The 12,949-nt window shown below is 73.3% G+C and carries 16 protein-coding genes; 10 read left to right on the forward strand and 6 right to left on the reverse strand.

Annotated features, from left to right (window positions below; translation table 11 throughout):
- Nucleotides 1-47: 47 nt before the first annotated feature.
- Nucleotides 48-1,115: a slipin family protein gene (locus tag E1300_RS01525; protein WP_131755022.1), complete on the forward strand. Its 1,068-nt coding sequence runs from the start codon at nucleotides 48-50 to the stop codon at nucleotides 1,113-1,115.
- Between the two features lie 95 nt (nucleotides 1,116-1,210).
- On the opposite strand, the gene E1300_RS01530 is transcribed toward E1300_RS01525, so the two are convergent.
- Entirely contained in the window at nucleotides 1,211-2,446 is a 1,236-nt protein-coding gene (locus E1300_RS01530) for an MFS transporter (protein WP_131755023.1), read from the reverse strand.
- A 93-nt stretch (nucleotides 2,447-2,539) separates the two neighbouring features.
- On the opposite strand from E1300_RS01530, the gene E1300_RS01535 reads away from it, so the two are divergent.
- Complete coding sequence (locus tag E1300_RS01535; protein ID WP_131755024.1) at nucleotides 2,540-3,082, forward strand: MarR family winged helix-turn-helix transcriptional regulator; 543 nt, start codon at nucleotides 2,540-2,542, stop codon at nucleotides 3,080-3,082.
- Nucleotides 3,083-3,144: 62 nt separating this feature from the next.
- Here the strand turns inward: E1300_RS01535 and E1300_RS01540 are convergent, their stop codons facing one another.
- The gene (locus tag E1300_RS01540; RefSeq protein WP_131755025.1) at nucleotides 3,145-4,113 is read right to left on the reverse strand and encodes an NADP-dependent oxidoreductase; all 969 of its coding nucleotides are present in this window, start codon (nucleotides 4,111-4,113) and stop codon (nucleotides 3,145-3,147) included.
- A 126-nt stretch (nucleotides 4,114-4,239) separates the two neighbouring features.
- Here E1300_RS01540 and E1300_RS01545 point away from each other — a divergent pair, with 126 nt between their 5' ends.
- The 5 genes from E1300_RS01545 (at nucleotide 4,240) to E1300_RS01565 (ending at nucleotide 7,295) form a co-directional block, all read left to right on the forward strand.
- Entirely contained in the window at nucleotides 4,240-4,641 is a 402-nt protein-coding gene (locus E1300_RS01545; RefSeq protein WP_131755026.1) for a winged helix-turn-helix transcriptional regulator, read from the forward strand.
- An 85-nt stretch (nucleotides 4,642-4,726) separates the two neighbouring features.
- Nucleotides 4,727-4,885 carry a Sp36 family protein gene (gene sp36 / locus E1300_RS01550; protein WP_021591512.1) on the forward strand — a complete coding sequence of 53 codons (159 nt, stop codon included), beginning with the start codon at nucleotides 4,727-4,729 and terminating at the stop codon, nucleotides 4,883-4,885.
- Nucleotides 4,886-5,350, forward strand: a complete 465-nt coding sequence (locus E1300_RS01555) for a RidA family protein (RefSeq protein WP_131755027.1) — start codon at nucleotides 4,886-4,888, stop codon at nucleotides 5,348-5,350.
- Nucleotides 5,351-5,482: 132 nt separating this feature from the next.
- Entirely contained in the window at nucleotides 5,483-6,328 is an 846-nt protein-coding gene (locus E1300_RS01560; protein ID WP_370784302.1) for an NUDIX hydrolase, read from the forward strand.
- Nucleotides 6,329-6,509: 181 nt separating this feature from the next.
- Nucleotides 6,510-7,295, forward strand: a complete 786-nt coding sequence (locus tag E1300_RS01565) for an MBL fold metallo-hydrolase (protein ID WP_242618884.1) — start codon at nucleotides 6,510-6,512, stop codon at nucleotides 7,293-7,295.
- A 91-nt stretch (nucleotides 7,296-7,386) separates the two neighbouring features.
- Here the strand turns inward: E1300_RS01565 and E1300_RS01570 are convergent, their stop codons facing one another.
- On the reverse strand, nucleotides 7,387-8,073 hold the full coding sequence (locus E1300_RS01570) for a Crp/Fnr family transcriptional regulator (RefSeq protein ID WP_067483689.1): 687 nt from the start codon (nucleotides 8,071-8,073) through the stop codon (nucleotides 7,387-7,389).
- A gap of 112 nt (nucleotides 8,074-8,185) precedes the next feature.
- On the opposite strand from E1300_RS01570, the gene nth reads away from it, so the two are divergent.
- The 3 genes from nth to E1300_RS01585 all read left to right on the forward strand — a co-directional run bounded on the left by nth (nucleotide 8,186) and on the right by E1300_RS01585 (nucleotide 11,002).
- Nucleotides 8,186-8,932 carry an endonuclease III gene (gene nth / locus E1300_RS01575; protein ID WP_131755028.1) on the forward strand — a complete coding sequence of 249 codons (747 nt, stop codon included), beginning with the start codon at nucleotides 8,186-8,188 and terminating at the stop codon, nucleotides 8,930-8,932.
- Nucleotides 8,933-9,050: 118 nt separating this feature from the next.
- Nucleotides 9,051-9,647 (forward strand): NUDIX hydrolase, encoded by a 597-nt coding sequence (locus E1300_RS01580; RefSeq protein WP_131755079.1) that lies wholly within the window; start codon nucleotides 9,051-9,053, stop codon nucleotides 9,645-9,647.
- A 158-nt stretch (nucleotides 9,648-9,805) separates the two neighbouring features.
- Nucleotides 9,806-11,002 carry a MarP family serine protease gene (locus E1300_RS01585; RefSeq protein ID WP_207399417.1) on the forward strand — a complete coding sequence of 399 codons (1,197 nt, stop codon included), beginning with the start codon at nucleotides 9,806-9,808 and terminating at the stop codon, nucleotides 11,000-11,002.
- A gap of 7 nt (nucleotides 11,003-11,009) precedes the next feature.
- On the opposite strand, the gene E1300_RS01590 is transcribed toward E1300_RS01585, so the two are convergent.
- Genes E1300_RS01590 through E1300_RS01600 form a run of 3 tightly spaced genes read right to left on the reverse strand, consistent with a single transcriptional unit; the run spans nucleotide 11,010 to nucleotide 12,877 of the window.
- Nucleotides 11,010-11,462, reverse strand: coding sequence for a DUF309 domain-containing protein (locus tag E1300_RS01590; protein ID WP_131755029.1), 453 nt, complete (start codon nucleotides 11,460-11,462; stop codon nucleotides 11,010-11,012).
- A gap of 51 nt (nucleotides 11,463-11,513) precedes the next feature.
- Complete coding sequence (locus E1300_RS01595) at nucleotides 11,514-12,437, reverse strand: alpha/beta fold hydrolase (protein WP_131755030.1); 924 nt, start codon at nucleotides 12,435-12,437, stop codon at nucleotides 11,514-11,516.
- Nucleotides 12,438-12,445: 8 nt separating this feature from the next.
- Nucleotides 12,446-12,877, reverse strand: coding sequence for a phage holin family protein (locus tag E1300_RS01600; protein WP_131755031.1), 432 nt, complete (start codon nucleotides 12,875-12,877; stop codon nucleotides 12,446-12,448).
- Nucleotides 12,878-12,949 lie beyond the last annotated feature (72 nt).

Consider the following 12,949-nt stretch of genomic DNA (forward strand, 5'->3'; position numbering starts at 1 on the left):
ACCGCTCCGGCGTCGCTCAGGCAAGGCACGCGAGAAAGGTGCCCGTGATGGTAGCGGTAGCCATAGTCCTCATCCTCATCGTCGTGGTCGGCGGCCTGATCGGCCTGGCGTCGTCGCTGCGGGTGGTCCAGCAGTTCGAGCACGGCATCGTGTTCCGGTTCGGGCAGGTCCAGCGGGACGGCCAGCTGCGTCCCGGGGCCGTCCGGCGGCCGGGCCTGACGGTGATCCTGCCGATCGTCGAACGCATGCAGAAGGTGAACCAGCAGACGGTGACGATGGGGGTGCCCGCGCAGGAGGGCATCACCCAGGACAACGTGAGCGTCCGGGTCGACGCCGTCGTGTACTTCCGGGTGGTCGATCCGGTCAAGGCGATCGTGAACGTCCAGAACTACGGGTACGCGGTCTCGCAGGTGGCGCAGACGTCGCTGCGGTCGGTGATCGGCCAGGCCGACATGCAGGAGCTGCTCGGCGAGCGCGAGAAGATCAACGCCCGGCTGCGCACGATCATCGACGAGATCACCCAGGACCCGTGGGGCCTGCTGATCGAGCGGGTCGAGATCAAGGACGTGTCGCTGCCGGAGGGCATGAAGCGCTCGATGGCGCGGCAGGCCGAGGCGGAGCGGGAGCGCCGCGCCCGGATCATCACCGCGGACGGCGAGTTCCAGGCGTCCAAGCGGCTGGCCGCGGCCGCGGAGATCATGTCGCAGGATCCGGCGGCGCTCCAGCTGCGGCTGCTCCAGACGGTCGTCGAGGTGTCGGCGGAGAAGAACAGCACGCTGGTCATGCCGCTGCCCGTCGAGATCCTGCGGTTCTTCGACCGCGCGGCCGGCGGTGGCTCGCAGCAGGGTGGTGAAGGCGGGGAGGGCGACAAGCCCGGCCTCGCCGAGCGGCTCGCGCGGGCCGAGGAGGACCTCGCGAAGGCGGCGGAGAACACGACGACGCTCAAGCCCGGCGAGGAGGTGCCGCCGGTCATCGGGCTGGACGAGCCGAAGCACCACCACGACCTGGGCGCCGCCACTCCGACACCGGAGGTGGCCCGTCCGGCGGACGGCGAGCCGCGCGGCATCGCGGGCGGTCAGGCGCCCACCGCCGGGGACCCGCCCGCCAAGAGCTGAGCCCCGACCTCGACCTCGGCCTCGGCCGAAGGGCCGCCTCCCCGATCGCGGGAGGCGGCCCTTCGCCGGTCTGACCTGCTGCTTCGCGTGCTCGCTCAGGTCACCGCGACCGGTTCCGGCTGCTCGGGTTCCCGGGGGACGGCGGGCATGGTCAGCCTCCGCACGCCGGGGACCGCCGCCGTTCCCGCGCAGCTCGCGCCCACCAGGACGGCCGCGGCCATCAGCGGCGTGGACGGTCCCCAGACGGACGCGGCCCACGGCGCCAACGCGTAGCCGAGCGGCGCCGCGGCGAGCGACAGCAGCCAGTCGTAGGACGTGACGCGTGCGAGCGCTCGCGGTGGCACGCTCATCTGCACGACCGTCTCCCAGAGCGGGTTCAGCAGGCCGAGCCCGGTGAGGGCGAGCCCGTAGGAGGCGATGACCACGGGCGCGGGCGCGGTGACGGCCAGCAGCGCGAGGGGCAGCGCCAGCAGCGCCAGTCCCAGGTTCGCGACGAGGACGGGGCGGCGGGGCCGGACGCGGGCCGCCAGCAGCGCGCCGGCGACCAGGCCGACCGCGCCGACCTGGACCGTCGCGACCCACGTCCCCTCGCCGCCGAGCCGCCGGACCGCGAGCGCGGGCCCGAGGGTCAGCAGGACGGCCGACGCGCCGTTCCAGACCGAGTGCGCGATGAGGCTCGTCCAGTACCAGTCCCGGGACCGGACCTCGGACCAGCCCTCCGCCAGGTCCGCGCGGAGCGAGCGCCGCGGGATCGGGACGTGCCGGACGCGGGCCGCCGCGAGGAGGGCGGCGCTGGCGGCGAACGAGGCGGCGTCGAGGACGAACGTCCAGCCGGGGCCGACGGTCAGCACGAACGTCCCGGCGAGCGCGGGACCGGCGAGCCTGGTGACGCCGTTGGCGGTCCCGATCAGGGAGTTCGCCCGGTGCAGCCCGTCCGCGCCGACGGTGCCCGTGATCATCGGCGCGATGGTGGGCGTCTGGAACGCCGAGGCCGTCCCGCCGACGGCCTGCGCGACGGCGAGGTGCCAGAGCGCCGGATGCCCGCCGAGCAGCTCGATCCCGGCGAAGAGCTGGGCGACGCAGCCGACGAGGTCGGTGGTGAGCGCGACGCCGCGGGCGTTGAAGCGATCGGCGACGACGCCGCCGATCGGCAGCAGGAGCAGCCGCGGCACCATCGCGCAGGCGAGCACGAGGGCGAGCGCGGACGTGGAGCCGGTCGCGCGGAGCACGGCGAGGGCCAGCGCGGCGGGCACCGCGGCGTCACCGGTCAGCGACAGGACACGGGCGGTGTACAGCAGCCGGAAGTCGCGGCCGCGCAGCGGAGAGGGCATGGCGGGGACAATAGTTCGCCACCGAACTATTCGTCAACGAAATATTCGACGGCGATGCTCTCCGGAGCCGAGCGGGGCCCGTACCATCCGTTCATGGGCCTCAGCCAGCAACCGCGCCACCGGACGGCCGCTCCCGGCGAGGGCGGGCCGGAGCGCGACCGGACCGACGACCACCTCGCGCGCTGGACGCCGATCGTGCCCGACCTCGATCCCGACATCGAGGGCGCCGTCACCCGCATGATCTACTTCGTCGAGCGACTGAAGCAGGTCAAGGAGCGGTCGCTGGCGGAGTTCGGGCTGCACCGGCACGAGTACGAGACGCTGCACGCGCTGGGCGGGCGGCACGGCCGCGCCGCGCCGTCCGAGCTCGCCGCCGACCTCGGCATGCCGCCGAACTCGGTCACCGGGCGGCTGGACGCCCTCGAACGGCGCGGGTTCGTCCGCCGCAGCCCGTCCGCGACCGACCGGCGGCGCGTCGTCGTCGAGCTGACCGAGGAGGGGCGGGCGGCGTGGCTCGGCGCCATGGGCGGCGTCGGCAAGGAGGAGCACCGCGCGCTCGGCGCCCTGACCCCGGACGAGCGCCACACCCTCTCCGAGCTGCTGCGCCGCGTCATGCTCCGCGCCGAGCAAGACTGACGAGCGGCCAGAGGCCGCACCGCTCAGGGGCAGCGGCTTCGCCGGTCATGGCGCCCGCCCAATCAGGGGATCAGGACGAGGCGGCCGCGTAGACCGCCCTTCTCCAGACGCCTATGGGCCTCGACCGCCTGCTCCAGGGGGAGGGTGGCGGCGACGCGCGGGGTGAGGTGCCCGGCGTCGGCGAGGACGGCGAGGTGTCCGAGCTGCGCGGCGTCCGCGGATATCCACACGTTGTGGACGCGGATCCCGCGCAGCGGCGTGGGCACGGCGGGCCCGCCGCTGACGGCCACGAACCCGCCGCCGTTCCGGACGGCGTCGAGGGCCGTGATCGAGAGCAGCGCCGTGTCCACGGCGCTGTCCACTCCGCCCGGGACGAGTGCGCGGACGGCGTCGCCGAGGTGCGCGCCCCGCGGGACGAACAGCTCCGCGCCGAACCCGCGGACCAGGTCCTCGTCCGCGGCGGACGCGGACGCGACGACGCGCAGCCCGCGGTGCGCCGCGAGCTCGACCGCGTAGCCGCCGACCGCGCCCGCCGCGCCGGTGACCAGCACGGACGCCCCGGCGGGCAGGTCGAGCAGGTCGAGGGCCTGAAAGGCGGTCAGCCCGTTCAGCGGCAGCGTCGCGGCGTGCGCGGCGTCCAGGGAGCGCGGTGCGCGGGCGACGGCGTCCTCGTCCAGGACGAGGGCGTCGGCGTAGGCGCCGAGCGGCACGTCCAGGCGGTCTCTCAGCCCGATGACCTCGTCGCCGGAGACGAGCCGGGTGGTTCCGGGGCCCACCGCGTCCACGGTGCCGGCGACGTCCCAGCCGATCCCGATGGTCTCCCGTCCGGCCGGTCCGCCGTCGCCGGGGCCGAAGGCGGGCATGAGTCCGGCGGCGGCCAGCGCGCCCGACCGGGTCACGGCGTCGACCGGGTTGACCGCGGCGGCGGCCACCCGGATCCGCACCTGCCGGGGGCCGGGGACGGGCTCGTCCACTTCGACGGTCTCCAGGGCTTCGGGCTCGCCGGGAGCCCTGACGATGATCGCGCGCATGCCGCCGCTCCTCGCTCGACGTGGGGATTCGCGTGTTGATCACGCACGTCCACCATCGCCGGAACAGCGCGGCACCGGAAGGAGTTACCTGCGAGTGCGTTCGGTACCCGGAGGTGAGACCGCCCCATGACCACGATGAGCGCGGCGCGGCGGCGCGAGGTGGCGAAGGCCGCGTTCGACGCCTACATGGACGACTGCCCGACCGGCCGGCTGCGGGCCATCATCGCCAACAAGTGGAGTTCGATGGTCCTGTTCCGCTTGGCGGACGGGACGCGCAGGTACGCCGAGCTCGCCCGCGACCTGCCTGGCGTCAGCGCCAAGATGCTCACTCAGACGCTCCGGTCGCTGGAGCGGGACGGCTTCGTGACCCGCAGCGTGACCCCGTCCGTTCCGGTGCAGGTGGAGTACACGCTGACCGTGCTGGGCGAGCGCCTCATCCCGCTGCTCGACGCGATGCGGCACTGGGCCGAGGCGAACATGGACGAGGTCCTCGCGGCGCGCGCGCACTACGACGAGACCTCTTCCTGAGGGGCGTCGTAGAACCGCCCGGATAGGCCCTCCGGACGGTGGGTTCGGGCGGGTGCGGCACGGTGCGATCGCTAGGGTTGCCCCCATGAAGAAGTGGGAGTACGCGACCGTTCCGCTGCTGGTGCACGCGACCAAGCAGATCCTTGACAACTGGGGACAGGACGGGTGGGAGCTCGTCACCGTCCTCCCGGGTCCGAACCCGGAGAACCTTGTGGCGTACTTCAAGCGCGAGGTGCAGTCCTAGATGGCCGGCACGCCGGAGGAGCGCATCGCCGAACTGGGGCTGGAGCTGCCGGAAGTCGTAGCGCCGGCCGGATCGTACGTGCCGACCGCGCGGACGGGCTCGCTCGTGTACACGGCCGGGCAGGTCCCGATGGTCGAGGGGAAGCTGACCGTCACCGGCAAGGTCGGCGCGGAGGTCACGCCCGAGCAGGCCGCCGAGCAGGCGCGGATCTGCGCGCTGAACGCGCTCGCCGCACTGAAGGCCGAGATCGGCGAGCTGTCGCGGGTCGTCCGGATCGTGAAGGTGGTCGGGTTCGTGGCGAGCACGCCGGACTTCACCGGCCAGCCGAAGGTGATCAACGGGGCCAGCGATCTGCTCGGCGAGGTGTTCGGGGAGGCCGGGCGGCACGCGCGCAGCGCCGTCGGCGTCGCCGCGCTGCCGCTGGACGCCGCCGTCGAGGTGGAGCTGATCGCCGAGGTCTCCTGACGCCCGCCCGATGACCCCTGCCGAGGACGGGTCGCCGGCCGTGCGGCCGGTTCCGACGCGCGCTCTTGACGGAACGCCATTCGGTATGTCCGAATGGGCCGCCATGAGCATCGATGACTGGGCCGGGCGCCGGTGAACGGGCTGAAGCTGCCGGCGGAACTGCGGGACCGGATCCTGGCCTTCCGGGACGGGCGGATGGAGCCCGTCCCGGCGCGGCACGCGGCGACCGTGGTCGTGCTCCGCGACCACGCGGAGCACGGCCTCCAGGCGTTCATGCTGCGGCGGGTGCGGTCCATGGCGTTCGCGCCCGGCGCCTACGTCTTCCCGGGCGGCGGCGTCGATCCGCGCGACGGCGAGACCGCGCTGGCCTGGGCGGGCCCGTCCCCCGCCGAGTGGGGCGCCGCGTTCAACGCGGACGAGAAGCTCGCCCGGGAGCTGGTCTGCGCGGCCGTCCGCGAGACGTTCGAGGAGAGCCTCGTGCTGCTCGCCGGGCCGACGGACGCGTCGGTCGTGGACGACACGCGCGGCGACGGCTGGGAGGCCGACCGGCGGGCGCTGCTGGACCGTTCCCAGTCCTTCGCGGCGTTCCTCGACCGGCGCGGCCTCGTCCTCCGCTCCGACCTGCTGCGCCCCTGGGCGCACTGGGTGACGCCGCTGATCGAGCCGAAGCGCTACGACACGCGCTTCTTCGTCGCCGCGATGCCGCCCGGGCAGCGGGCGCGGGACGTCAGCACCGAGGCGGACCAGGTGGCCTGGGTCCGTCCGGCGGAGGCCGCCGAGAAGGCGCGGCGGGGTGAGTGGTTCATGCTGCCGCCCACGCTGGCGACGCTGGCCGAGCTGGCGGAGTTCGAGACCGTCGCGGACGTGCTGGCCGCGCCCCGCGAGATCAGGGTCCTGGAGCCCACGGCCGAGATCGTGGACGGCGAGGCCTACCTCGTCCTGCCCGAGGACGTCGCGCAGCACTACCCGGGAGGATGAGCCGGCCGTGTCCCCGCGCCGCCCGCCGGTCCGCCTCCCGCGAGCACTCGCCCGCCGGACGGCCCCGCTGTCCCGGGCCGTCCTGTGGCGCCTCGCGGGGACGTCGGCGCTGCGCCACCTCGACCGGCTCGGCTGGAACCCGGCCCGGCACCCCGATTCCGGCTCGGGCAGGATGGGTGGAATGAGCGAGATCGACGGGATGGGAACGGAACGGGCCTTCTGCGTGCTGGCGCCGAACCCGTCCGCGATGACCCTGGACGGCACCAACACCTGGATCATCGCCGAGCCCGGCGCCGACGAGGCCGTGGTCGTCGACCCGGGCCCGAAGGACGGCAAGCACCTCAAGCGCGTCGTGGACACGGTCGCGTCCCAGGGGCGTCGGGTCGGGCTCGTCCTGCTCACGCACGGGCACCCCGACCACGCCGCCGGAGCCGTCAAGTTCGCCGAGATGGCCGGACGCGGGACCAAGGTGCGGGCGCTCGACCCCCGGCACCGGCTCGGCGACGAGGGCCTGGCGGAAGGCGACGTCGTCACCACCGGCGGCCTCGAACTCCAGATCATGGAGACGCCCGGCCACACCGACGACTCGCTGACGTTCTGGCTGCCGGCGGACGGCGCCGTCCTCACCGGCGACACCGTCCTCGGCTACGGGACGACGGTGCTGGAGGGCGCGCTCGGCGACTACCTGAGCTCCCTGGACCGGCTCCGCGCCTTCTCCGCCGAGGTCGAGGCCGCCACCATCCTGCCCGGTCACGGACCCAAGCTGGACGATCCCCTCGCGGCCCTCGACCACTACATCGACCACCGCCGCGAGCGCCTTGCCCAGGTGGAGGCCGCCATCGCCGCCGGGGCCCGCACGCCGCGGGAGGTCGTCGAGCGCGTCTACGCGGACGTCGACAGGTCCCTCTGGCCGGCGGCCGAATGGTCCGTCCGGTCGCAGATGGAGTACCTGGAGTCCCGCCGGTAGGGCCGGGCGCGCCCGGTGGGGCCAGGCCGCCGGTAGGGCCGGGTCGCCGGTAGGGCCGGGCGGGGCGCTCAGGGGGCGCCCCGCCGGGGGCTTACTTGGAGCGCTTGCGGAGCCGCTCGATGTCGAGGATCACGACGGCCCGCGCCTCGATGCGCAGCCAGTTGCGCTGCGCGAAGTCGGCCAGCGCCTTGTTGACCGTCTCGCGGGACGCGCCGACGAGCTGCGCCAGCTCCTCCTGCGTGAGGTCGTGGTGCACGTGCAGGCCCGCCTCGGACGGCTGGCCGAACCGCTCGGCCAGGTCGAGCAGCGCCTTCGCCACCCGCCCGGGGACGTCGGTGAACACCAGGTCGGCCATCACGTCGTTCGTCTTGCGCAGCCGCTGGGCGAGCGCCCGCAGCAGCTGGACGGCCACCTCCGGGTGGCCCGTCAGCCACGGCCGCAGGTCGTCGTGCCCGAGTCCGGCCAGCCGGCACTCGGTGACGGCGATCGCGCTCGCGGTGCGCGGCCGCGGGTCGAAGAGCGACAGCTCGCCGAACATCTCGCTCGGGCCGAGCACGCTCAGCAGGTTCTCCCGGCCGTCCGGCGCCGTCCGGGTCAGCTTGATCTTGCCCTCCAGCACCACGTACAGGCGGTCGCCCGTCTCGCCCTCGTTGAAGAGCGTCTGACCGCGCGCCAGCCGCACCTCCGTCACGTTGGCGCGCAGCGCCTTGGCGCCCTGCTCGTCGAGGGCCTCGAAGAGCGGGGCTCTGCTCAGAACGTCCACGTCGCGGTCGGTCACGCTTCTCCTCCTCGAACACCTACACCCATAGTGTGACCTACGTCCCACCGCGTGCGTGAAGGTAGGGTCACGGCGCGCCGAAACGCGGGACCGAACACGTACCCTTGCCCTCGTGCCTCGCAACGGTAGTCCCGCGCCCGCGGCGGCGCCCCGGCGGCCCCGGGACGAAACGCGCCTCGCCCTCGTCCGCCGTGCTCGGCGGATCAATCGCGAGCTCGCCGCGCAATACCCCGACGCCCACTGTGAGCTGGACTTCACGAATCCACTTGAGCTGTTGGTCGCCACGATCCTGTCCGCCCAGTGTACGGACCGCCGGGTGAATGCCGTCACACCGGTCCTCTTCGCCCGTTACCGGACGGCCGAGGACTACGCCGCCGCCGACCGGGAGGAACTCGAAACGATCATCCAGCCGACGGGCTTCTTCCGCGCCAAGGCGAACAACATCCTGAAGCTCGGCCACGAGCTGAGCGAGCGGTACGGCGGCGAGGTCCCCGGGCGGCTGAAGGACCTCGTGACGCTGCCCGGCGTCGGCCGCAAGACGGCCAACGTCGTCCTCGGCAACGCGTTCGACGTCCCGGGCATCACCGTCGACACCCACTTCGGCCGCCTCGCGCGCCGCTTCGGCTGGACGGCCGAGGAGGACCCGGTGAAGGTCGAGCAGGAGGTCGGCGAGCTGATCCCCCGCAAGGACTGGACGATGCTGTCGCACCGGCTGATCTGGCACGGCCGCCGCATCTGCCACGCGCGCCGTCCCGCCTGCGGGGCCTGCCCGATCGCCCAGCTCTGCCCGTCGTTCGGCGAGGGCCCGACCGACGAGGCCACCGCGCGCAAGCTGGTGAAGGCGGGGCCGTTCTCCTGAGCCGCCACCATCGCGTTCCGGGAAGTTACACGGACCTTCCGGAGTTGGGACTGGCGTGACCGAGACAGCATCCCCCTGCCCGCCGTGGCTCGACCGTTTCCGTGCCCAGGCGCCGCTGATGCCGGTCCCGCAGGTCTTCGAGCCCGCCGCGGACGCGCGCGCCGCCGCCGTCCTCATCCTCTTCGGCGAGGGCCCGGACGGCCCGGACATCCTGCTCACCGAGCGGGCCGCCACCCTCAACAAGCACGCAGGGCAGCCCGCGTTCCCCGGGGGCCGCATCGACCCGGAGGACAGCGGACCCGTCGCGGCGGCGCTCCGCGAGGCGTGGGAGGAGGCGGGCGTCGACCCGGCGGGCGTCGACGTCCTCTGCACCCTGCCGGAGCTGTACCTGGCGCACAGCGAGCACCGGGTCACGCCCGTGGCGGGCTGGTGGCGCGAACCGTCCGACATCGCCCCCGGCCACCCGGGCGAGGTCGCCCTGGTCGCGCGCGTCCCGATCAGCGAGCTGACCGACCCGGCGAACCGGCTCGCCCTCCGGCACCCGTCCGGCCGGGGCTACGGGCCCGCGTTCCGCGTCCGCGACATGCTGGTCTGGGGGTTCACCGCGGCGCTCCTCGACCAGGTGCTCGTGGCGGGCGGCTGGGACCGTCCGTGGGACACCGCCCGCGTCGAGGAACTGCCTCCCGAGGTCCTGAATCCCGCGCTGCGCGGCTGACCCGCCCGCGCCGCCGCGCAGCCGCAGGTCAGGCGGTTCTTCTCATCCCAGGCGCGTACGGCGGCGGCCCGGTGTCGCACCGGGCGGCTACGTGACGCGGCGAAACCTCGTACGGCGAGGGGACGTCGGCAGGGGTCGCCGCGCTATACGGTGAAGCGGTGCTGCACGACCACCTTCTCGACCTCATCCTCCTCGTGCTCGTCGTGCTTTTCGGTGTCTCGGGCTACCGGCAGGGCTTCATCGTCAGCCTGCTGAGCTTCGTGGGATTCGTCGGCGGCGGGGTCGTGGGCGTGCTCATCGCCCCGCCGATCGCGGAGGCGGCGGTGAACGGCGCCGCGCAGCAGGCCCTGCTCGCCATCGTGATCGCCTTCCTGTCCGCGACGCTCGGGCAGCTGATCGCCTCCTCGCTCGGCGCCGTCCTGCGCAACCGCGTGACCGGCATGAACGCGCGCACCGCCGACGCGGTCGGCGGCACCTTCGTCAGCGCGCTGTCGCTGCTCATCGTCGCGTGGTTCTTCGGGAACCTCGTCGCGAACTCCGAGTTCAAGCCCGTCCGGACGCAGGTCAAGGGCTCGTCCATCATCAAGGGCATCGACGACGTCATGCCGAGCCAGGCGCAGACCTGGTTCACCTCGTTCCAGGGGTTCGTGAAGAGCAGCGAGTTCCCGCAGGTCTTCAACGGCCTCGGCGGCGAGTCGGTGGTCCAGGTGCCGCCGCCGGACGACTCGATCCTCAGCACCGACGCGCTCCGCGCGGCCCGGCGCAGCATCGTCAAGGTCGTCAGCACCGCGCCGCAGTGCCAGCGCCGGATCGAGGGCACGGGCTTCGTGTTCGCGCCCGAGCACATCATGACCAACGCGCACGTCGTCGCCGGCGCCCAGGGCGCGTCCACCGTCGCCTCGACGACCGGATCCACGAACCGCGGCCGCGTCGTCCTGTACGACCCGAAGCGCGACGTCGCGATCCTGTACGTGCCGGGCCTGGAGGCCCCGCCGCTGAAGTTCGTCGGCTCCGCGCGGGTGCGCGACGACGCCATCATCGCCGGGTTCCCGAAGAACCGGCCGTTCCGCACCGGCGCCGCCCGCATCCGCGCGCGGCAGACCGCCCGCGGCCCGGACATCTACCACAGCGGCCAGGTCAGCCGCGAGATCTACGCGATCCGCGGCCTCGTGGAGCCGGGCAACTCCGGCGGCCCGCTCCTGTCCAAGGACGGCCGCGTCTACGGCGTCATCTTCGCGGCGGCGCTCGACACCCCGTCCACGGGGTACGCGCTCACTGCGGAGGAGGTCTCGCCCGATGCGCGGGAAGGCGCGTCCCTCACGTCCCCCGTGTCCACCCAGAGCTGCTCTGACTGACCGGAGCTCAGCCGTTCGTAAGCCTGAGGGCGATGGGACCGTCCTCAGGCTGCTTGGCCAGTTTCCGCGCGCGCTGGACGACACCCTCCACGTGGACACCGTGCGGAGGGGACGCCTTGTACGCTTCCAGGCGGTCCGCGGAACGGCTCAGGAGGGCTTGCGCTCCCTTGGCGTTCCCACGGCGCATGTGGGTGATGCCGACGGCGACCTGGGCGAGACCCCGCCACAGCTCCCGCTCGTCCTCCGGAGCGGCCTTCCAGACCGCCTCCAGGACCTCGTGCGCGTGGAAGGGACGGTCGGCGTCTAGCAACCGCTGCGCCTCCGCCAGCGCCTCCACCGGCTCCATGTCGAGGTCGTCCGGCATGGTCGGCACTCCAGTGGCGCCGTGCGGCAGCGGCCGCCCGTACGCGTCACGAGGCCGCGCGTTCCGCGGCCGTCCAGCCTCGTCCCGGTCACGCATCACTCCACGCTACGCGCCGGACGGATCCACCGAAGCAGGCGGGAGCCCGGGTCAGCGCTCGGGTTCGGGATCGGCCAGCCAGCCGAGCAACTGCGCGTCGAACGCGTGCGGACGCTCTTCATGAGGGAAGTGCCCCGCCCCCTCGATCAGCTTCCAGCGGTAGGGACCGGCGACGTACCGGCCGGACCCCTGCGCACTGCCGGGGAGCGTGCAGGTGTCGAGCGCACCGTGCAACTGGAGAGTAGGAGCCTGGATGGGAGTGCGCATCCTGTGCGCGTACCGGATGCCGTCCGGACGGGGCTGGGACCGGATCAGCCAGCGGTGGTACTCCAGAGCGCAGTGCGCCGTCCCGGGGATCTGCACGGCCTTGCGGAACATCCGCTCCGACCGCTCGTCGGGCCAGCCCGGCCCCGACCACTCGTGCAGGAGCCGGCCCACCAGCGCCGCGTCGTCACGGAGCAGGCGCCGCTCCGGCCACATCGGGACCTGGAAGCCGAGCGTGTGCCGCGTCGCCCAGCCCTGCCCGCGCGGGTCCCCCCGGACGGACTGCCGCAGCCGCAGCGGATGCGGCGCGCTCACCACGGCCAGCCGCTGGACGATCTTCGGGTGGTAGACGGCCATCGTCCACGCCAGCAGCCCGCCCCAGTCGTGCCCCACCACGATCGCGCCGGCCTCCCCCAGCGCGCGCACGAGCCCGGCGGCGTCCCCGGCCAGCGTGACCAGGTCGTAGCCGCGTGGCGGCTTGTCGCTCCCGCCGTACCCGCGCAAGTCGATCGCCGCCGCGCGGAAGCCCGCGGCCGGCAGCGAGACCAGCTGGTTGTGCCACGACCACCAGAACTCGGGAAAACCGTGCAGCAGCAGGACGAGCGGCCCGTCACCGGCCTCGGCGACATGGAACCGCGTCCCGCCCGCGCTGACCGCGCGGTGGGTCCACGGTCCGTCGGCCTCGATCAGCGACGTGTCGTGCCCGGCCATGGCGGTGCTCAGTCCTCGATTGCGGGAACGTCCGAGCCGCCGCGGTGCCGCAGCATGGTGAAGTCGTCCTTCAGCGTCCGCCGCGTCCGCTTCGCGCCCTCGATCTTGCGCATCCGCCAGTAGCCGAAGGCGATCAGGGCGGCGGCGAGCAGCAGGTACACGCCCGCCACGACCAGGAACGCGGCCCAGTGCCACAGACCGGCCGCGACCAGCCCGTACGCCAGCGCGATCGACAGCAGGATGACGATCAGGCCGCCCATCAGCGCGGCGATCGTGAACATCGTGCTGCCGTACGCGGCCTTCTTGGCGTCGGCCTTCAGCTCCAGCTTGGCCAGGTCCATCTCGGCCCTGACCAGGTTGGAGATGTTGCTGGACGCCAGCGCGACGAGCTCCCCGAGGGACTTGTCCTCCATGCGCTCACCCGGCAGTGCCTCGGACATATAGCTTTCTCCTTCCAGAGCCCCGGCTTCCACGCCGTCTCCCAGCCTGGCAGCCCGATGTTCCGTCCGGCC

Source organism: Actinomadura fibrosa (genome assembly GCF_900659615.1).
In the GTDB taxonomy this organism is placed as follows: Bacteria; Actinomycetota; Actinomycetes; order Streptosporangiales; family Streptosporangiaceae; genus Spirillospora; species Spirillospora fibrosa.

Excerpts from the sequence above, each read along its gene's own strand:
- E1300_RS01525 (WP_131755022.1), top strand. The coding sequence starts at position 48 with ATGGTAGCGGTAGCCATAGTCCTCATCCTCATCGTCGTGGTCGGCGGC.
- E1300_RS01530 (WP_131755023.1), bottom strand. The coding sequence starts at position 2,446 with ATGCCCTCTCCGCTGCGCGGCCGCGACTTCCGGCTGCTGTACACCGCC.
- E1300_RS01535 (WP_131755024.1), top strand. The coding sequence starts at position 2,540 with ATGGGCCTCAGCCAGCAACCGCGCCACCGGACGGCCGCTCCCGGCGAG.
- E1300_RS01540 (WP_131755025.1), bottom strand. The coding sequence starts at position 4,113 with ATGCGCGCGATCATCGTCAGGGCTCCCGGCGAGCCCGAAGCCCTGGAG.
- E1300_RS01545 (WP_131755026.1), top strand. The coding sequence starts at position 4,240 with ATGACCACGATGAGCGCGGCGCGGCGGCGCGAGGTGGCGAAGGCCGCG.
- sp36 (WP_021591512.1), top strand. The coding sequence starts at position 4,727 with ATGAAGAAGTGGGAGTACGCGACCGTTCCGCTGCTGGTGCACGCGACC.
- E1300_RS01555 (WP_131755027.1), top strand. The coding sequence starts at position 4,886 with ATGGCCGGCACGCCGGAGGAGCGCATCGCCGAACTGGGGCTGGAGCTG.
- E1300_RS01565 (WP_242618884.1), top strand. The coding sequence starts at position 6,510 with ATGAGCGAGATCGACGGGATGGGAACGGAACGGGCCTTCTGCGTGCTG.
- E1300_RS01580 (WP_131755079.1), top strand. The coding sequence starts at position 9,051 with ATGCCGGTCCCGCAGGTCTTCGAGCCCGCCGCGGACGCGCGCGCCGCC.
- E1300_RS01590 (WP_131755029.1), bottom strand. The coding sequence starts at position 11,462 with ATGCGTGACCGGGACGAGGCTGGACGGCCGCGGAACGCGCGGCCTCGT.
- E1300_RS01595 (WP_131755030.1), bottom strand. The coding sequence starts at position 12,437 with ATGGCCGGGCACGACACGTCGCTGATCGAGGCCGACGGACCGTGGACC.
- E1300_RS01600 (WP_131755031.1), bottom strand. The coding sequence starts at position 12,877 with ATGTCCGAGGCACTGCCGGGTGAGCGCATGGAGGACAAGTCCCTCGGG.